Raw genomic sequence first — 18,786 nt, 5'->3', positions numbered from 1 at the left:
CGCCGCCGTAGGGATATCTGCGGGTCAGGCTCAGCCGTCGACCTTGCTGGCGAAATGGGCCACGAAACGGGCGCAGATCTCGGTGAGCTTCTCGGAGAGCGCAGCCCCCGTTTCGGCCGAGCACAGCTTCGGATCCCCCTTGGCGACGCCAAGATTGTAGACCTCGTCATACTCGTTGGGCATCGCCACCTCGGCGCCCTCGAAGCTCGCCGTGCCAAGCCCGGTGAACTGCAGGTCGAGCACGGGATCGCGCTTCAGCGGCTGGCCAGCCGGGATCAGGTCCTTGCGCATCAGCTCCGGGAACAGGTGCAGCCCGAGGCTGGTCAGCGGATCGGCACCATGTCCAGCGACCGCAGCCGCCTTCTCCGCGCCGAGAATGCCCGGCAGCAGCCCATAGGCGATGCGCCAGAGATAAAGGCTGGGCAGGACGATCTGCTCGCGCTGGTAAAGCTCGCGCGCCACGTCCGAGATCGGGCCGACATTGCCGCCATGGCCGTTGATCACGATGATGCGCGTTAGGCCATTGCGATGCAGCGAATCCACCATCTCGGCGATCACCGCCGTCAAGGTCGACTGCGAAATGGCAATGCCACCGACCATCGGACCGAACCAGTCGGCGCCGCCGAAGGGCAGGACGGGAGCAACCAGCGTGCGCACGCCGCGCTCCGAGGCGCGAATGGCCGCGAGCTCGGCGATCTTCTCGGCGAGAAGATAGTCGCCCATCGGTGCGTGCGGGCCCTGATCCTCATGGCTGCCCATCGGCAGCAGGATGACCGGGTTCTCTTCGAGAATCTCCCGTGCCTCTCCGCCGGTGATCGTGCCCATGTGAACGAGGGGAGTAGTCTTGGTGGCCATTGGCTTCATCCTGGATATGCGAGGGAGTTCGCGGTGAGGATCGTCATGGGAAGGCTCTGCCTCTCAGCGGTCGGCGGTTCGGGGATCGACCGCGTCGCGCAGGGCATCGCAGAGCAGGTTGATGGCGAGGATGGTCAGCGTCAGCGCCGCGCAGGGCCAGAGCAGCAGCAGCGGCGCCTGCTCCATCGTAGCGCGCGCGCCCCTGATCATCAGTCCCCAGGAGGGCGCCGGCGGAACGACGCCAAGTCCGAGAAACGACAGGCCGCTTTCGATGACGACAGCGGCCGCCACTGTCAGGGACAGCTGAACTAAGAGCGGGCCGGCAATATTGGGAAGCACGGTGCGGAGCAGGATGCGTCGGGGCGTGGCGCCGAACGCCCGCGCCGCCTCGACATATTCGCGCGACCGCACCGCGAGCACTTCGGCATAGGCCACGCGTGCGAAGCCCGGCAGATAGAGAACCGACAGGACCAGGACCAGCGTCGCCGCGCCCGGCCCGAGCAAGGTGACGACCAGCAGGGCGAGCAGCACCGGCGGAAAGCACATGATGATCTCGACGCTGCGCACCGTCAGGAACGCGCCGAGCCCCTTGCCCCAGCCCCCGATCAGGCCGATCGCGGTGCCGACTGTTCCCGCAACCAAGGCAGCGACGAAGGCGACGCCCAGACTTGTGCGCGCGCCCCAGATCAAGCGCGACAGCACATCGCGGCCGAATTCGTCACGGCCGAGCCAGGAGCCTGCGCTCGGCGCAGCGAGCCGCCGGGCAATGTCCTGCCTGACCGGATCCGGCAGGCCGAGAAACGGAGCGGCGAGAGCGACGAGGATGATCAGCGCGACAAAGGCGCCGGGAAGCCAGAGCCGTTTCATCCCGCCTGCACCCTCGGATCAACGATCGCGTGAAGAATCTCGACCACGAGGTTGATCAACAGGAACAGCACCGAGATGGTGAGAATGATTCCGACCACCATCGGATAGTCGCGCGCCTCGACGGCCCGCAGCAGCGGCGTCGACAGGCCCGGCCAGTTGAAGACGTATTCGACGAGCACGGTGCCGCCCAGCAGGGTTCCCATTTGCAGGCCGAGCACGGTCAGCACCGGGTTGAGCGCATTGCGCAGCACATGGACGACCAGGATGCGCGCCTGCGACAGGCCCTTTGCGCGAGCGGTGCGGACATAGTCATTGGCGAGCGCATCCAGCATCGAGGCGCGCGTCATCCGGAACAGGATGGCGGCCAGCCCCTTGCCGACTGCGATGGCCGGAAGCGTAAGCAGTTTGAGATGCTGGACCGGGTCCTGTGTGAAGGGCACAAACCCGCCGGCCGGCATCAGCCGCAGGGTCTGCGCCATCAGCAGCACGAGCAATGTGCCCACCACGAAAACAGGCACGGCCAGCAGGAGCGCCGTGACGCCAGAAGCGATGCGATCGAAGCGCCCGCCCCGATGAAGGGCCGCATAGACGCCGGAGGGCACGCCGACCGCGATACCGATCAAGGTGCCGGCAAGGATGAGCTCCAGCGTGCGCGGCAGGCGCAGCGCGATCTCGCTCAGCACCGGATAATCATCGACCAGGGAATGCCCGAGATTGCCTTGCATGAGGCCGGCGAGGAACGCGCCGTACTGCGCAAGCAGCGGCCGCTCGAGCCCAAGCTTTTCACGCAACTCCGCGACAGCCGCTGGATCGGGTGAGATCCCTCCCGTCGAAAGCAGCAATTCGGCGGGGTCGCCCGGCACCATGTGCAGGGCGAGAAAGACGATCGTTGCAACGACCCAGGCGAGGCCGAGCGAAACCGCAAGGCGGCGCGCGAACCAAGTCACGCTCATCCGAAATAGGTCTCTTCGAGTGTCGCGCCCGATGAGGTGGTGAGCGCGCCGGGCAGGTTGGTGAAGCCCATCACGCTCTTGTCCATGCCATAGCCTTGCGAGCGCCAGGCGAGGCCGACCAGGGGCACCTCCTCGAGCGCCGCGCGCTGCATCTCCTTGTAGATCTCGACCCGCTTGGCCTGATCGAACTCGGAACGCCCCTTGGCGAGTGCCGCAATCGTGCGCGGAGCATCGACCTTGAATGAGCGGCCATGGGTCGGCGACAACGAAGTGTCGAGGACCACGGTAAGGCCATCAGGGTCGTTGTTGTCCGACGAGACGCCGTGGATCGCCATGTCGTACTGGCCGCGCGTGCCGCGGCTCACCCGGGTCGACCAATCCGGCAGCTGCAGCTCGCACTGGATGCCGACGGCGGCGAGATGCTGCTGCACCACCTCGGCCGTATCCTTGTGCATGCCGAACTGCGAGGTGGCGAGCAGCGTCGACTGGAAGCCGTTGGCGAACCCGGCCTCGGCGAGCAGCGCCTTGGCCCGGGCCGGATCATAATTCCAGCCATGCGCCAGTTCCTTGTCATACCAGGGCGTGCCTTCGACGATCGGCAGGCCCTCGAGCGGCTTGCCGCGCCCGAAGAAGGCGGCCTTGACGATATCGTCGCGCTTCACGGCATGGGCGATGGCCCGGCGCACGCGGGGATCGTTGAAGGGCGGCTTGGTGCCGTTGAAGAGGATGTCCATGAACGGCCCCTCGACCGAATCGAGCTTCAGCCTGGAGTCGGCCTCGACCGCGGACATCGACTGCCACGGCACATACTCGATCATGTCGACATCGCCGGACTGCAGCGCGGCGAAGCGCAGGTTCTCGTCGGCATAGACGACGAACTTGATGCGCTTCACCTTCGGAAAACCCGGCTTGTAGAACTTGTCGAAGGCGACGAGATCGAGCGAGGTCCCGCGCTCCTGTCCGGCCAGTTTGAAGGGGCCTGCTCCGACCGGCTCATTCGGCGCCGATTTCCGCCAGATCACGAAAGTGTTGTAGTTGCCGAACCAGCTCGGCAACGTCGCCTGCGGCAGCGTGGTGACAAGCCGGATGGTCTTCGGGTCGGGAATCTCGATGCGCTCGATCCCCTGAAACTGGGTGCGCATATAGGCGGTCGACTTCTCGCCGGCGATCTGCTCGATCGACCACTTCACGTCCTCGGCCGTGACCGGTTCGCCATTATGAAAGACGCAGCCCTGCCGCAGCTTGAAGACCCAGGCGCCATCGCTGTCGCGCGACCAGGACTCGGCCAACTCGCCTCGCAACTCGCCCTTGCTGTCATAGGACACGAGGCTGCGATGCGTGAGCATCTTCACCGTGCCGGCCGACGCCCCGGTGCTGACCCAGGGCTGAAGATTGGGCGGAAAGGCGGAAAGCCCGTAGCGCAGGATACCGCTCGCACGCTGCGCGCGCCCCGGCATCGACATGAACGGCAGGGCAAGCCCGGCCTGGAGGATGGCACGACGCGTCGTGGTCATGAAACGATCTCCCCGCACCGGGCCTCGAAGGTCGCCGGTCCCTTTACAAGTAGCGAGTTGAAAACTTGTCTGTCAACGCACGCCTTGCGTGATTATGCGCCCCTGCACGCTCAAAAATAGCGCGATTCGATAGTCGTAGAGCCAGGTCGCTTTGCAGGTGCAGCAAAGTATGTAAATCTGTTTACAAGTGAACTTGCCAAGTTCGTGATGACCTGGAACAGAAGGCGCCCGTGTCTCACCGCCCGAAACTGAGCGACGTACTCTATGCGGACATGCTTGAGCGCCTCCGGCGCGGCGAAGTCTTCGCCGATGGAAAGCTGCCCTCGGAGAACGAACTGAGCCAGGAGTTTGGCGTCTCGCGGCCGACGGTGCGCGAGGCATTGCGGCGCCTGCGCGATGACGGCCTGATCCATTCCCGGCAAGGCGCCGGCAGCTTCATCGCGGCAGTGCAACCGCAGCTGACTGCGCCGCCGCCCCGCGCTCCCCTGAGCAAGGACGAAGGCATTCGCACGATCTCGAATGTCAGACGCGTCTATCAGTTCCGGATCGCACTCGAAGGCGAGGTTGCCTATGCGGCCGCGCTGCGTCGCAGCGAGGCCGATATCGCCGCGATCCAGAAGGAACTCGACGCGATCCACCTCGCGATCAAGACGGGCCGGATCGGCGTCCAGCAGGACAGCGATTTTCACGCAGCGATCGCACGGGCAACCCAGAACCCCTATTTCGAGGCCGCTCTGGCCGCTGTGAGGTCTCAGGTCGATTTCGTCATCGACCTCGCCCGCAGCTTCTCCGTTCTGCAATCGGCCGAGCATCTCGCCATGGTTCAGCGCGAGCATGCGGCCGTCTTCGAGGCCATCCGCGACGGCGACGGCGTCAGGGCGCGCGAGGCGATGCAGGCCCATATCCGCAATGCCCAGGAACGGGTCTTCGACGGCATCCATTTCTGAAGATCCACCGGACGGAGCCTACGGCTCACTCAAGCTGGGGATCGCATTCTCATGCACGCTTTCATGCTTGACGCGCATCATGACATAGTTAGCATTCAAAATGGGAATGGTACCATCCAATGGATCTGCGCCAGCTTGAAGCGTTCGCCGCCGTCATATCCGCCGGGAGCATCACCGGCGCGGCGCGGCTGCTCGGCCGCTCGCAGCCAGCCCTGACCCGGCTGATCCAGGAGCTCGAGGAGACGCTGGGTTTCAGCGTGCTTCACCGCAGCGGCCCGCGCGTCACCCCCACCGAGCGCGGACTGCGCTTTCACCAGGAAGTCGAGCCCGTCATCACCTGGCTTCGGCAGCTGCGCGAGCGTGCGGAGGCCATCGCCGCCGACAAGCCGCGCTCGCTCGAGATCGCGGCGATCGCCTCCTTCGCCGCCGGCATGCTGCCCGCAGCCCTGGCGCGGCTCGGCCAGAATGCCTTGCCGGAACAGGTCCATATTCGTGCGGCGCTGGCCGAGCAGGTCGTCCAGTCGGTCGCGACCCATGTCGCCGAGATCGGCGTGACCAGCCTGCCGGTAGATCACCCCGCCCTCGAAATCCACTGGATCGGCGAAGCACCTTGCGTGGCCGCTATCCGCGCCGACGACCCTCTTGCCGCGTCCGACACGATTCCGCTCGCCTCGATCGAGGGGCGGCGCCTGATCACGATGGCCAACCCATTCCGCTGGCGCAGACGTGTCGACGTCGCCCTCGAGCAGGTTGGCGTCAGGCCGGCCTCGGTCCTCGATGCCAATACCTCCAACACGGCGCTGATGGCCGCGCGCGCCGGCCTCGGCATCGCGATCCTCGAACCGGTGATCGCCTATGGCATGCCGCTCGAGGGCGTCGCGATCCGCAAGCTCGACGTGCCCATCTCCTTCTTCTGGGGCGTGGTCACGCCCTATGGCCGTCCGTTGACGCCCCTCGTCGAAGGTCTCGTCGGCGCGCTGGAGGCCCTCGCCCGCGAGACGCTGCCCGGCTTCGTCAAACACCCTCCCACGGCACGTGACCGACTCCTGGCCGATATCTTCGGCCCGGCCCCAGTCGCAGCCAGAGCAATCGGAAGAACGGCATGAATGCCGCATTGCCGGCCCCGATGGGCCTCCCCGCATTGGAGCAACGCCTCCGTCAGGACCTTGAATGGCTGGAATGGCCGGCGAAGGACTGGGTGCCGCAGCGCGCGTTCAACGGCCAGCGTGTTCGCGACGTCGTCGTGATCGGAGCCGGCATGTGCGGCTTGGCAGCCTCGGCCGCGCTCAAGGGGCTCGGCCTCTCCAAAGTGACCGTTCTCGACCGCGCCCCCGCCGGCCAGGAAGGCCCCTGGGTGACCTATGCACGTATGGAAACGCTGCGTTCGCCCAAGCAGCTCACCGGCCCCGCACTCGGCCTGCCCGCACTGACCTTCCGCGCCTGGTATGAGGCGCAGTTCGGCCGCACGACGTGGGACGCCCTCGGCAAGATCCCGCGCGGCCTGTGGATGGACTACCTCGTCTGGTACCGGCGCGTGCTGAGCCTCCCGATCGCGAACGCGACCTCGCTCGACGCGGTGACGCCGCTGGCCGACGACATCCTGGCCCTCGACATCTCGGATGCTGAGGGAACACGCACCATCTTCACGCGGCATCTGGTGCTTGCCACCGGACGCGATGGGCTGGGCGGCCCCTGGGTGCCACCGATCGCACATGGCATCGACCGCAAATTCTGGGCCCATAGCGCGGACGATATCGACTTTGCGGCATTGAAAGGCCTGCGGGTCGGCGTGATCGGCGCCGGCGCCTCGGCCATGGACAATGCGGCGACCGCGCTGGAGCATGGCGTTGCCAGTCTCGATCTTATCGTGCGTCGCAAGGATCTGCCGCGGATCAACAAGTTCACCGGCATCGGCAGCCAGGGCGTGGTGCATGGCTTCGCGGGGCTGCCGGACGACTGGAAATGGCGCTTCCTCGACTACGCGCTGAAGGCGCAGACCCCGCCGCCGCGCGACAGCACCTTGCGGGTCTCGCGCCATGCCAATTCCCGCTTCCATCTCGGCAGCCCGCTGCTCGATCTCGCGGAGCAGGATGGCCATCTCGTGCTGACCACGTCGAAGGGCGTGCATCATCTCGACTTCCTGATCTTCGCGACCGGCTTCTCGGTCGATCCCGCGCAGCGGCCGGAACTCTCAGCGGTCGCGCCCTTCATCCGCTTCTGGAAGGATCGCTATACGCCGCCGCCAGGGAGCGACAGCGCCGAGTTGCTGCACGCGCCCGATCTCGGCCCCGCCTTCGAATTTCAGGAGAAAGTGCCGGGCACCTGCCCGGCCCTCTCGCGCATACACTGCTTCAACTATCCCGCGATGCTGAGCCACGGAAAGCTCTCGGGCGACATTCCGGCGGTCAGCGACGGCGCCGAGCGGCTGGCCCGCGGCATCGCCCGCGCACTCTTCGTCGCCGATCGCGAGACGCATTACCGGGCCTTGATGGCCTACGACACGCCCGAACTGCTCGGCGACGAATGGCAGGATGCGGACACCGAGCTGGAGGCCAGCCATGCCGGCAGGTGAGCGCCCGCTGGTCGAGGCCTTCTACGGCATCTCCTCGCCCTGGGCCTATTTCGGCGCGCCCAGGCTCTACGACATCGTCGAACGCACAGGCGCGCGTCTCCGGCTACGGCCGATCCGGATCATCGAAGCGAATGGCGGGATTCCGCTCAGGACCCGCCCCGATCCACGCCAAGCCTATCATGCGGTCGAACTCGACCGCTGGCGTCGCCATCTCGGCATGAAACTCAACCTGAAGCCGCGCTTTTACCCGTGCCGGACGATCGAACTGGCGGCACAGGCCGTGATCACCATCGACCGCGCCGGCCTCGATGCGCGCAGCTTCTCCTTTGCCATCCAGCGCGCGCTCTGGGCGGAAGACCAGGATATTGCCGATCTCGATACGCTGAAGGCGATCGCCCGCGAAACGCTTGGCGAAGTCGCGGTACCGCTCGTCGCCAATCCCCAGCAGCCGACGATTATCGCGGCCTGGAACGACAATCTCGCTGAAGCCGAGCGTCTCGGCATCTTCGGCACTCCCACCTACGCCGTGAACGGGGAACTGTTCTGGGGCCAGGACAGGCTCGGGTTCGTCGAACGCGCATTGCTGACCACCTCTCCAACGCCTGCCCCAGCCCCTTGAAGGAGTCGACCATGAAGTCGTTGTCGATCGTTGCCGCACTAGGAACCGCGCTCCTCTTCACCGCAGCGGGCGCTCCGGCCCGTGCCGACTATCCGGACAAACCGATCGAGATGATCGTTGCCTTCGCGCCAGGCGGCGGGACAGACGTCGCCGCCCGCTCGATCGCCCGCTACATGGAGAAATATCTCGGTCCGGGCGCCCGTATCGGCGTCGTCAACAAGCCCGGTGCCGGCGGTGAGATCGGCTGGACTTCGGTCGCCCAGGGCAAGGCGGATGGCTACACGATCGGCTTCATCAACGCGCCGGCGATCAACGCGCTGGTGGTCGAGGGCAAGTCGAAGTTCAAGATGAGCGACTTCCAGCCCGTCGCCAATCTCGTCTACGATCCCGGTGTCCTGGTCGTTCCGAAGAACAGCCCCTATTCCTCATTGAAGGACCTGGTCGACGCAGCCAAGAAGGCCTCGGGCGCCGTCGTCATCGGCACCTCAGGCGCCAGCGGCTCCTCGGAGCATATCGCGCTCCTGAACTTCCAGCGCCTCGCCGATACCAAATTCACCCCCGCCTTCTTCGGCGGCACGGCACCGGTGCGCCAGGCCGTGCTCGGCGGCCATGTCCCGGCCGCGACGATGAATCTCAGCGAGGCCCTGCAGATCGCGCGCGAAGGCACCATCAAGGTCATCGGCGTGATGAGCGCCGAGCGCTCGTCGTATTTGCCTGATGCACCGACTTTCCGCGAAGGCGGCTATGACGTCGTCGTCGGCGCCTCGCGCGGCATCGCGGCCCCGAAGGGCATCCCGGCCGATGTCATCGCCAAGCTGGAAAAGGCGATCGACCAGGCGCTGAAGGACCCCGAATATCTCGATGCCGCCAAGAAGGCCGAGATTCCGCTGCAATATCTCGCCTCGTCAGACTTCAAAGCTTTCCTCGACCGCGCCTCGACCGATCTCGAGGCCACCTGGAAGGCAACCCCATGGAAGTGACGCCCGAGGCATCTGCCCCGCAGGGCCGGTCGCGAAGCCTCGCAGAAATCGGATTCGCCACCATTCTGGTGGCGACCTCCGTCACGGTGATCGCCACGGCCTCGACCTATCCTGCCGAGAGCGCGGCCTATCCGGTTGCGATCGGCATCGGCATGGCCGTGATCGGCTGCTGGATCGCCCTGCGCGAACTCCTCCGGCGGCAGCGGGGCAATCCGATGCAAGGCAGTTTCGCCGAGCACGCCCCTCGCCTCGCCGTCGGTATCGCGGCGCTTGTCGCCTATTTCGCGGCGGTCAGCCTCATCGGCTTCATCCTGCCGAGCCTCGCGCTCTGCGTGCTGCTGCCAGCCGCCGTCGGTTTCCAGCGCTGGCGCCTCTCGGCCATCGTCGCCGTGGTCTGCGTCACCTCGATTCTGGTGATCTTCGTCTATGCGCTTGAACGTCCGATCCCGCCGGATGTCCTTTCCCCATTTCTGGGACGGCTGAGATGATCGACGCGCTCCTCCACGCCCTTCCGCTTGTCTTCGCCCCGATGAACATCCTTGCGATGTTCATCGGCCTGATCGCCGGTCTGATCGTCGGCTGCCTGCCGGGCCTGACCGTGGTGACCGGCCTTGCCGTGCTGATCCCGCTCACCTTCGGGCTCGATCCGATGTTTGCACTCGGCATGATGGCCGGTATGTACAATGGCGGTTCCTATGGCGGCGCCATTCCGGCCATCCTGATGCGGGTGCCGGGCACCCCGGCTTCGGTTGCGACCGTACTGGACGGCTACAAGATGACCCAGAAGGGTCAGGCAGCCTACGCGCTTCAGGTGGCGCTCCTGTCCGGCGTCATCGGCAGCGTCCTGTCCTCGATCTCGCTCATCCTGCTCTCGCCGCCGCTGGTTTCCTTCAGCCTGATGTTCGGGCCGATCGAGTATTTCTGGCTCGGCATTCTTGGTCTTGCGACAGTCTCGTCGCTGCTCGGCGACGATCTGCCAAAGGGGCTGATCGCCTGCGGCATCGGCCTGCTGATCGGCGCCGTCGGCCAGGATATCTCGAACGGCACCGAACGTTTCACCTTCGGCCAGCTCGACCTGCTCGACGGCTTCAGCGCCATCGTGCTGCTCACCGGGCTATTTGCCGTTCCGCCCGTCCTGCAGATCATCGAGGAGGCGGTGAAGACCGGCATGAGCGGCGACAAGCTCAAGCTGCACCGCCAGGGTTCGGCCCTCAGCCAATGGCGCTTCTTCACGCCGGTCTGGATCCGCAGCTCGATCATCGGCATCATCATCGGCATCTTGCCGGGCGCGGGCGGCAGCATGTCGTCCTTCCTCGCCTATAACGAGGCCAAGCGTGTCGCCCGCAATCCGGAAACCTTTGGCCATGGCAATCCGGAAGGCGTCGCAGCCTCCGAATGCGGCAATGGTGCCGACAACGCCGCCTCGCTGATCCCGGCGCTGGCGCTCGGCATTCCGGGCTCCGGCGTCGCCGCCGTCATCCTCGGCGGCCTGCTCGTGCACGGCCTCAGGCCCGGCCCGCAGCTCTTCCGCGAGCATCCGGACATCGTCTACGGCTTTATGCTGCAATTCCTGGTGACGTCGTTCCTGCTCGCCATCGTCGGCGGCCTGGCTGCAACGCGGATCTTCGGCCAGGTGCTGCGGCTGCCGCGCATCGTGCTCGCGCCGGTGATCTTGCTCTTCGTCACCGTCGGCGTCTATTCGGTCAACAACTCGCTGTTCGACCTCTGGGTGCTGCTCGGCGTCGGGCTGATCGGCTACGTGCTGGAGCGGCTGGACTATCCGAGCGCCCCGATCGTGCTCGGCCTGCTGCTCGGCCCGATGATCGAGAGCCAGCTCCGGCTCGCCTTGACCATCTCCGGCGGCAAGACGACGGCGCTGCTCTCGACCCCGATCGCCGTGACGCTCGCCCTTCTGAGCGCCGCCATCCTGCTGACCCCGGCCTGGCGGATGTGGCGCGAGCGCGGCAAGACGCCCGCCGTCGAGGGCGCGGAAAGCCGCTAGCCTTAGCTTTAGCGGCAGGCTCGAGAGTATTTGTGAACCCGGTTCTGGTTCGTCCCGAGCCGGGCTCGCGTCTCAGCGAATGCGGCCTGGAGAATGTCTGCATGAATGCAGGCATTCTCCAGGCCGATCGGAATTATCCGCTTGAACCTGAAGCCACTGCAGGTCCTACAAGCCCTGTCTCTGATGAAACCGACCGGAGACGAAGGTGATCCCATCCAGACAAATCCGCCTCCCGACGAGGGCGCAGCATTGATGCGTCGTCATCTCGGGCGCGCCTTGCTGTGGGCGGCCCTCGCCTTCGCCCTCGATCAGGTCACGAAATGGCTGATCCTCGATGTCGTCATGGCGCCGCCACGCGTGATCGAACTCACCCCCTTCCTGAATCTGCGCCTCGGCTTCAATTACGGCGTCAGTTTCGGACTGTTCAGCGATACGCTCGAGGCCTGGCCGGAAGTGCTGGCGGCATTCAAGCTGATCGTGGCGATGGGGCTAATCCTCTGGGCTGCCCGCTGCGACGATCGGCGGGAGCGCATCGGCCTTGGCCTGATCGCCGGAGGCGCGCTCGGCAATGCGCTCGACCGCTGGCGGCAAGGCGCGGTCACGGATTTCATCGACCTGCATTACCAGGGCTGGCACTGGCCGACCTTCAATGGAGCCGACATCGCCATTTCGGCAGGCGTCGGGCTGATGCTGCTCGCCGCATTTGCGGCCGCTCAGCCTGCACCTGAGCCGCGCACGTAACCGTGAGCTGGGCTTGATCCTGCTCCGGGGTCAGCCTGTAGGAAAGCGTTAACCGCACTTCTTCACCTTCTGTCAGCCCTGATCGTCCACGCTTCCCAGCATGTCTGCTCGTCAACCCCGCTCGATCCTCGGTCTCGCCTTTGCATTGGCGCTCAGCGCTGCTGCGCTGAGCGGCTGTGTCAGCGGCGAAGGCGATACGCGCCATCTCCAGCCGCTTCCGCCCCGTCTCGTCGCCGAGATGTCGGGCAAGGGCATGACGCAGGCCGACCCGATCCTGGTGCGCCTCTTCAAGCAGGAGAGCGAACTCGAAGTCTGGAAGCGGGATCGCAGCGGGCAATACGCCCTGCTGAAGACCTATCCGATGTGCCGCTGGTCAGGGCAGCTCGGCCCGAAGAAGCGCGAGGGCGACCGGCAGGCTCCGGAGGGATTCTATACCGTCACCGCGGATCTGATGAATCCGCGCTCGCAGTTCTACCTTTCCTTCAATCTCGGCTACCCCAACGCTCTCGAGCAGGCGCAGGGCTATACGGGCTCGGCCCTGATGGTGCACGGCGCCTGCACCTCGGCCGGCTGCTATGCTATGACCGATGAGGGCGTCACGGAGATCTACGGCTTGGCGCGCGAGGCCTTTGCAGGCGGACAGCGCAGCTTCCAGGTTCAGGCCCTGCCCTTCCGCATGACGCCGCAGAACATGGCCCGGCATCGCAACAATCCGAACATCGCCTTCTGGCGCAATCTCAAGGAAGGCTCCGACCATTTCGAGGCGACAAAACAGCCGCCGGCGCTCGCCGCCTGCGGCCGCCGCTATGTCTTCAATCCCGGTGCCGGAGCTGGGCCCTTAAGCCCCGACGCGCCCTGCCCTGCCTATGAGGTCGAACCGACCATCGCCGCGGTCGTGGCGCAGCGCCAGTCCCGCGACGAGCAGCGCTTTACCGAACTGGTCGGCAGCGGCCTGCCCGCGATGAATTACGCCTATCTCGATGGCGGCATGCACAAGAGCTTTCGCGGCCTCCTGCAGAAGCTGGGGCCGGAGCGGATGCAGACCATGGTCGCAGGCAAGATCGAGATCAGCCGGCCGGAAGCTGCATTGGCCGACCCGTATGGCGGCGGGGATCAAGCCGCCGAGGTCGAGACGACCGCCTCTCTTGTCAAACAATAAGCCGGCGAACGCCGACAGAACCGACATCAAGCATGCAAGCCCTTAAATTCATTCGCTATGGCGCCTGGCTCCTGGTCGGCGTCATCACCTTCGTCAGTGCCGCGATTCTGCTGGGCTGGTGGCAGGTCGACGGCCCTGGACGCCCATCGACGGAATTGGCGACGGGCCAGGGTGTCCCTCAAGTCGGCGGCTCCTTCACGCTGGTCGACCACAAGGGAAAGCCCGTTACCGACGCCGATTTCCGCGGCAAGCCAATGGCGGTGTTCTTCGGCTTCACCCACTGCCCCGAGGTCTGCCCCACGACGCTGCTCGATATGACCAACTGGCTGTCCAAGCTCGGCCCCGACGCAGACAAGCTTCAGATCCTGTTCATCACGGTCGATCCCGAACGCGACACGCCGGAGCAGATGGCGCTCTATCTGCAGTCCTTCGATCCCCGGATCGTCGGTCTCTCCGGCAGTCGCGAGCAGGTCGAGGCCGCGATCGGCGCTTACAAGGCCTATGCCAAGCGCATCCCGACCGAGAGCAGCTACACGATGGACCACACCGCCTCGGTCTACCTGATGGACGCGCAAGGTCGCTTCAAGACCATGATCGACTATCACGAGGACGAAGCCACCTCGCTTGCCAAGATCAGGCGCGTGCTCGACTAGTCCGTTTCTCGACAGATCCACGAGCGCACGGAAGGCGCGTGGCCGGGAGCCGCATCATCAGGGCAAATTCCGGCCCCTTGCGCTATGCTGCCATTTCGATTCCGGGAAAGCGTCAGCGACCATGTCAGATAGCGACAGCCAGGACAGCGTCATCACGACGGGCCTGACCGTCCGGCTTTACGATGCGCTTTCGCAGGCCATCGTCGCCGGTGAACTTGCGCCCGGCGAGAAGCTGAGCGAACCCGTCATCGCGCGGCGCTACGGTGCCAGCCGGGCGCCTGTGCGCGAGGCCATCCGCCGCCTCCAGGAGCGCGGCCTCGTCACCTATGTCGCCAATCAGGGCGTCCGTGTCGCCGAGCCCAGCGCCGCAGAGTTCCTGGCGCTGCTCGATGTCCGCGAAGCCACCGAGGGCATGGCCGCCCGCCTCGCCGCCGAGAATATGAGCGATGCGGAGGTCACGGCGCTGGAAGAGCTCGTTGCCGGCCATCGCGACGAGATCGAGCGCAATCCGCTCGGCGCCTATCTGCAGGACGAGCCGGAGGCGGATTTCCATCGCCGCATCGCCAATGGCAGCGGCAATCCGATTCTCGCCGAATTGCTGTGCGAGCAGTTCTATCCGCGCCTGCGCCTGTGCCGGCGCCTGCATTCGACCGTTCGGGGACGCGGGCGCGAAGCGTGGCGCGAGCATGTGCGCATCACGGAAGCGATCAGCCATCGCGACGGCGAGTTGGCCGAGATTCTGATGCGGCGTCACATCCGCGCCGCCAGGACTGCCTTGCAGGCGGCGCTGTCCGCGGTCGAGGCGATCAGGCCGACAAAGCGCCGCGCCGGGACCAGTGAAGAGCGCTCAGCCGGCTGAGATGGCCGGCTCGCTCTTCGGCCGCGCTCGAAGCCGGACCAGGATTGGCGGCACGACGAGCACGAGCAGCGAGATCGAGAGCAGCGTCGTGGCGATCGGCGTGCTGATCAGCACGCCCCAGTCGCCCTGGCTGACCGCGAGCGCGCGCCGCAGCTGGATTTCGGCCTGCGGCCCCAGGATCAGGCCGATCAGCACGGGCGCAATCGGGAAATCATAGACCCGTGCCACATAACCGATGAGCCCGAGACCGCACATCAGCAGCAGGTCCATCCAGGAGGTCGAAAGCCCCCACACGCCGACCAGTGCGAAGACGACGATGCCGCCATAGATATAGTGCCGTGGGATCAGCAGAAGCCGCACCCAGATGCCGACCAGCGGCAGGTTCAGGATGAGCAGGATCAGATTGCCGATATAGAGTGAGGCAATCACGCCCCAGAGCAGGTCGGGATTGGTCGCAAACAGCATCGGCCCCGGCTGCAGCCCGTAATTCTGGAAGGCGGCGAGCAGCACCGCAGCCGTCGCGGTCGAAGGCAGGCCGAGCGTCAGCAATGGCACCAGAATGCCGGCTGCGGCAGCATTGTTGGCGGCTTCCGGGCCGGCGACACCTTCGATCGCGCCATGGCCGAACTCCTTCGGATGCTTGCTCAGGCGGCGCTCCAGCGCATAGGACAGGAAGGTCGGGATTTCCGTACCGCCGGCCGGCAATGCGCCGATCGGAAAGCCGATTACGCTGCCGCGCAGCCACGGTTTCCAGGAACGCGCCCAGTCCTGCCGGGTCATCCAGCTCCCGCCCGACAAGGGGTTGATCGCTGCCGGAACCGAGCCGCTGCGGCTTGCGACGTAGAGCGCCTCGCCGATTGCAAAGAGCGAGACCAGTACGACCGTGAAGGAGACACCGTCGAGCAGTTCGAGCGTTCCGAAGACCATCCGGGTCTGCCCGGTCTGGGTGTCGATGCCGATCGTGCCCAGCGCCAGCCCGAAGAACAGCGCCGTGAAACCGCGTACCATCGACCGGCCCATCACCACGGCCACCGAGGTGAAGGACAGGACCATCAGCGCGAAATAGTCCTCGGGCCCGAAGACGAAGGCGAGTTCCGCGATTGACGGTGCAAGAAAGGTCAGAGCCAGCGTGCCGATCGTGCCCGCGACGAACGAGCCGATCGCCGCCGTCGCCAGCGCTGCCGCGCCGCGTCCGTTGCGCGCCATGCGGTTGCCTTCGAGTGCCGTCATCACCGCCCCGCTCTCGCCGGGCGTATTGAGCAGGATCGAGGTCGTCGAACCGCCATAGAGTGCGCCGTAGAGAATGCCGGCGAACATGATGAAGGCCGAGGCGGGAGCGACCTGCGCCGTGACCGGCATCAGCAGCGCGATGGTCAGTGCCGGCCCGATCCCGGGAAGCACGCCGACTGCGGTGCCGAGCGCGCAACCGATCAGCGCCCAGAACAGGTTCATCGGCTGCAGCGCGACGGCAAATCCGCCCATCAGCTGGTTCAGGATGTCCATGACTTCACCCAATCAAAGGCAGGAATGGACCCAGGCTGATGCCGAGGCGGGAGAAGCCAAACCATGCGGCACTGCCCAGCGCGGCTCCGACCAGAAGGTCGAACCCGGTCCGGCGCGAGCCGAATGCATGTGTCACCAGCGTGAACGCGAGCATCGCCGTCAACGGGAAGCCGAGCCAGCGGATCGTCAGCAGCGGAATGCTCACCCCTGCCAGCGCGAGCAGGAAGGCCGAACGCGAGGGGGGCGCTTCATCCTCCCCCTCCGCAGCCGCGACAAGCTCTCCTCGCATCGCCTGGGTGATCAGGATCACCCCTAGGATGGTGAGCCCGATCCCCACTGCCAGAATGATGGCCGCCGGCCCGACCCCGATATAGTTCGTGGTCGAGGCGATGCTGCGCGCGCCATTGAGCCACAGGGCTCCCATCGCGAGCACGCCAAGCCCCAGCCACCATGGGCGCGGCTTGCGGGCATCCTGTCTGCTTGGATTGACCGACATCGTTCGGGCTCCGCGAGAGCAAGTGTCGGCGACGGCGCGCAACCATCGGTCACGCGCCGCGCCGACAGGCCGTCATTTCAGGATACCGACTTCCTTGAGTGCGCTCGACCAGCTCGCATCCTCGGCCTTGAGGAAGGCAGCGAACTGGTCGCCCGGGAGGTAGGCGTCTTCCCAGCCCTGGGTCTTCAGGGTTTCCTTCCAGACCGGTGTCTGGTGCAGCTTGGCGAAGCGCTCGAGCCAGGTCTTCTTGGCCGCCTCGCTCATACCAGGCGCGCCGACGAAGCCGCGCCAGTTGCCGATCTCGACCGGAATGCCGGATTCCTTCAACGTCGGCGCATTGAGTCCGTCGACGCGCGTCGGGCCCGAGACCGCGATGATGCGGATGCGACCGGTTTCGGCGAACTGGCGAAATTCCGAGGCGCCGGAGATCGCGGCCTTGATCTTGCCACCGCCGAGAGCAGCCAGGATTTCCCCACCCGAGAAGGACACGAAATTGATCTTCGCGACCGGAGCCCCGGCATGCTTGGCAAGCAGCGCCAGCATGACGTGGTCTGCGCCGCCGGCCGAACCGCCGCCAACGGAGAGCGCGCCGGGATCAGCCTTCATCGCCGCGATGAAATCCTGCGGCGTCTTGATCGGCGAATTCGCGGGCACGGCGATCGCGTTGTACTCATTCGTCAGGCGCAGCAGCGGGGTAGTGTCCTTCAGGGACACAGGCGTCTGGTTGGTGATGACGCCACCGACCATGATGACGCCCGTCACCAGGAGCGCGTTGTCGTCACCCTTGGCGGTGCGAACGAATTCGGCAAGCCCGATCGTGCCGGCAGCGCCGCCCTTGTTGGTGAAGGACGCGCCGTCCGTGAAGACCTTCGACTGCGCGAAAGCCGCCATCGTGTGCCGGCCCGCACCATCCCAGCCTCCACCCGGATTGGCAGGGATCATCACCTTGGCCGGTTCGGCAACGGCCATACCCGTGCTCAGGACCAGCGCCAGCGCGCCAGTCGTCATCAGACGCCTCAACATCTCGTTTCCTCCCGTTGGTTGTCGCCGCCTTGTCTGGCTGGTCGTGTCTTGCCGCGCGACGCGCGGAATTGATCCACCGGCTACGCCCCGGCTCGCATAACTGTCGTCAGGCGCTCCGCTCATGCTGCGGCATGGCTTCCGGTGTGATGGTCGCGACGATCGAAGCGTCGAGCGCCTCATAGTCATGCAGCCCGATGGCCGCGTAGAGTTCGGCGCGGGTCTGCATCTGCTCGACCATGCCATGCGTGCCGCCATCCCGAGCCAACGCAGCGTAAAGCCTCTCCTGCGCCTTGTTGGCGACGCGCAGCGACGAGACCGGCCAGATCACCATGCGGTAGCCCATTGCCTCGAACTCGGACGCGGTGAAGAAGGGCGTGCGCCCGAACTCGGTCATGTTGGCGAGCAGCGGCACGCCCGGCACACGGCGCGCGAACTCCTTGAACATCTCCGCGGTGGTCAGTGCCTCGGGAAAGATCGCGTCCGCACCGGCATCGAGGTAGAGTTGTGCGCGCGCGACCGCGCCATCGATGCCCTCGCTCGCCGCGGCATCGGTGCGGGCGATGACGTAGAGATGCCGGCGCGCCTTGACAGCAGCCGCAATCTTGGCCGCCATGTCCTGGGCGTCTGCGAGCTTCTTGTCGTTGAGATGCCCGCATTTCTTGGGCAGCAACTGGTCTTCGATATGGACCGCCCCCGCCCCCGCGTCCTCGAAGGCGCGGACCATGTTCATGACATTGAGAGCCTCGCCATAGCCGGTATCGCCATCGACCAGCACCGGCAGACCACTGGCCCGCGCAACCTGCCGGATGAAGAAGGCAACCTCGTCGACCGTGATGATGCCGAGATCGGGCAGCCCCATCGAAGCCGTCATCGCCGCGCCTGAGAGATAGAGCGCCTCGAAGCCGGCAGCTTTCGCCTGCAGCGCTGCCATGCCGTTATGGCTGCCGGGCAACCGGACGATACCACCCCGCCCGACCAGCGCTCGAAAGCGCTCGCCGGCCGGTTGCGAAGGACAGTCGGAGGCAACGAGATAGGGCATGGGG

General features: G+C 65.7%; 19 protein-coding genes. 11 read left to right on the top strand and 8 right to left on the bottom strand.

Annotated features, from left to right (window positions below; genetic code table 11):
• Positions 1-30 precede the first annotated feature (30 nt).
• The 4 genes from AB4118_RS11510 to AB4118_RS11495 all read right to left on the bottom strand — a co-directional run bounded on the left by AB4118_RS11510 (position 31) and on the right by AB4118_RS11495 (position 4,189).
• Entirely contained in the window at positions 31-855 is an 825-nt protein-coding gene (locus AB4118_RS11510) for a creatininase family protein (protein ID WP_113515915.1), read from the bottom strand.
• 63 nt (positions 856-918) lie between these two features.
• Positions 919-1,722, bottom strand: a complete 804-nt coding sequence (locus AB4118_RS11505; RefSeq protein ID WP_441489844.1) for an ABC transporter permease — start codon at positions 1,720-1,722, stop codon at positions 919-921.
• Positions 1,719-2,675 (bottom strand): ABC transporter permease, encoded by a 957-nt coding sequence (locus tag AB4118_RS11500; RefSeq protein ID WP_441489843.1) that lies wholly within the window; start codon positions 2,673-2,675, stop codon positions 1,719-1,721. The genes AB4118_RS11505 and AB4118_RS11500 overlap by 4 nt, the downstream gene beginning before the upstream one ends.
• Positions 2,672-4,189: an ABC transporter substrate-binding protein gene (locus AB4118_RS11495; protein ID WP_441489842.1), complete on the bottom strand. Its 1,518-nt coding sequence runs from the start codon at positions 4,187-4,189 to the stop codon at positions 2,672-2,674. The genes AB4118_RS11500 and AB4118_RS11495 overlap by 4 nt, the downstream gene beginning before the upstream one ends.
• A gap of 230 nt (positions 4,190-4,419) precedes the next feature.
• On the opposite strand from AB4118_RS11495, the gene AB4118_RS11490 reads away from it, so the two are divergent.
• The 11 genes from AB4118_RS11490 to AB4118_RS11440 all read left to right on the top strand — a co-directional run bounded on the left by AB4118_RS11490 (position 4,420) and on the right by AB4118_RS11440 (position 14,721).
• On the top strand, positions 4,420-5,136 hold the full coding sequence (locus AB4118_RS11490; RefSeq protein WP_441489841.1) for a FadR/GntR family transcriptional regulator: 717 nt from the start codon (positions 4,420-4,422) through the stop codon (positions 5,134-5,136).
• A gap of 119 nt (positions 5,137-5,255) precedes the next feature.
• A complete protein-coding gene (locus AB4118_RS11485) occupies positions 5,256-6,242 on the top strand; it encodes a LysR family transcriptional regulator (protein WP_441489840.1) in 987 nt (328 codons plus the stop codon).
• Positions 6,239-7,708: an NAD(P)-binding domain-containing protein gene (locus tag AB4118_RS11480; protein ID WP_441489839.1), complete on the top strand. Its 1,470-nt coding sequence runs from the start codon at positions 6,239-6,241 to the stop codon at positions 7,706-7,708. Before AB4118_RS11485 ends, AB4118_RS11480 begins: the two co-directional genes overlap by 4 nt.
• Positions 7,695-8,327 (top strand): 2-hydroxychromene-2-carboxylate isomerase, encoded by a 633-nt coding sequence (locus AB4118_RS11475; protein ID WP_441489838.1) that lies wholly within the window; start codon positions 7,695-7,697, stop codon positions 8,325-8,327. Before AB4118_RS11480 ends, AB4118_RS11475 begins: the two co-directional genes overlap by 14 nt.
• Positions 8,328-8,338: 11 nt before the next feature.
• Positions 8,339-9,307, top strand: a complete 969-nt coding sequence (locus AB4118_RS11470; protein ID WP_441489837.1) for a tripartite tricarboxylate transporter substrate binding protein — start codon at positions 8,339-8,341, stop codon at positions 9,305-9,307.
• A complete protein-coding gene (locus AB4118_RS11465; protein WP_441489836.1) occupies positions 9,298-9,795 on the top strand; it encodes a tripartite tricarboxylate transporter TctB family protein in 498 nt (165 codons plus the stop codon). Before AB4118_RS11470 ends, AB4118_RS11465 begins: the two co-directional genes overlap by 10 nt.
• Positions 9,792-11,309 carry a tripartite tricarboxylate transporter permease gene (locus AB4118_RS11460; protein ID WP_441489835.1) on the top strand — a complete coding sequence of 506 codons (1,518 nt, stop codon included), beginning with the start codon at positions 9,792-9,794 and terminating at the stop codon, positions 11,307-11,309. The genes AB4118_RS11465 and AB4118_RS11460 overlap by 4 nt, the downstream gene beginning before the upstream one ends.
• Before the next feature lie 252 nt (positions 11,310-11,561).
• A complete protein-coding gene (lspA, locus tag AB4118_RS11455; protein WP_441489834.1) occupies positions 11,562-12,050 on the top strand; it encodes a signal peptidase II in 489 nt (162 codons plus the stop codon).
• A 100-nt stretch (positions 12,051-12,150) separates the two neighbouring features.
• Entirely contained in the window at positions 12,151-13,209 is a 1,059-nt protein-coding gene (locus tag AB4118_RS11450; protein WP_441489833.1) for a L,D-transpeptidase family protein, read from the top strand.
• A 32-nt stretch (positions 13,210-13,241) separates the two neighbouring features.
• Positions 13,242-13,862, top strand: coding sequence for an SCO family protein (locus tag AB4118_RS11445; RefSeq protein ID WP_441489832.1), 621 nt, complete (start codon positions 13,242-13,244; stop codon positions 13,860-13,862).
• Positions 13,863-13,983: 121 nt separating this feature from the next.
• Positions 13,984-14,721, top strand: a complete 738-nt coding sequence (locus AB4118_RS11440; protein ID WP_441489831.1) for a GntR family transcriptional regulator — start codon at positions 13,984-13,986, stop codon at positions 14,719-14,721.
• On the opposite strand, the gene AB4118_RS11435 is transcribed toward AB4118_RS11440, so the two are convergent.
• The 4 genes from AB4118_RS11435 to prpB form a co-directional block, all read right to left on the bottom strand.
• Positions 14,710-16,224 (bottom strand): tripartite tricarboxylate transporter permease, encoded by a 1,515-nt coding sequence (locus AB4118_RS11435; RefSeq protein ID WP_441489830.1) that lies wholly within the window; start codon positions 16,222-16,224, stop codon positions 14,710-14,712. The two genes, AB4118_RS11440 and AB4118_RS11435, sit on opposite strands and share 12 nt — an antisense overlap.
• A 4-nt stretch (positions 16,225-16,228) precedes the next feature.
• Positions 16,229-16,720, bottom strand: a complete 492-nt coding sequence (locus AB4118_RS11430) for a tripartite tricarboxylate transporter TctB family protein (RefSeq protein WP_441489829.1) — start codon at positions 16,718-16,720, stop codon at positions 16,229-16,231.
• 72 nt (positions 16,721-16,792) lie between these two features.
• Entirely contained in the window at positions 16,793-17,743 is a 951-nt protein-coding gene (locus AB4118_RS11425) for a Bug family tripartite tricarboxylate transporter substrate binding protein (RefSeq protein ID WP_441489828.1), read from the bottom strand.
• Positions 17,744-17,849: 106 nt separating this feature from the next.
• Positions 17,850-18,782, bottom strand: a complete 933-nt coding sequence (gene prpB / locus AB4118_RS11420; RefSeq protein ID WP_441489827.1) for a methylisocitrate lyase — start codon at positions 18,780-18,782, stop codon at positions 17,850-17,852.
• Positions 18,783-18,786 lie beyond the last annotated feature (4 nt).

Source organism: Allobosea sp. 2RAB26 (assembly GCF_052115465.1).
In the GTDB taxonomy this organism is placed as follows: Bacteria; Pseudomonadota; Alphaproteobacteria; order Rhizobiales; family Beijerinckiaceae; genus Allobosea.
Note: the sequence above shows the minus strand (reverse complement) of the source record. Positions and strands in the feature narration are given on the sequence as shown.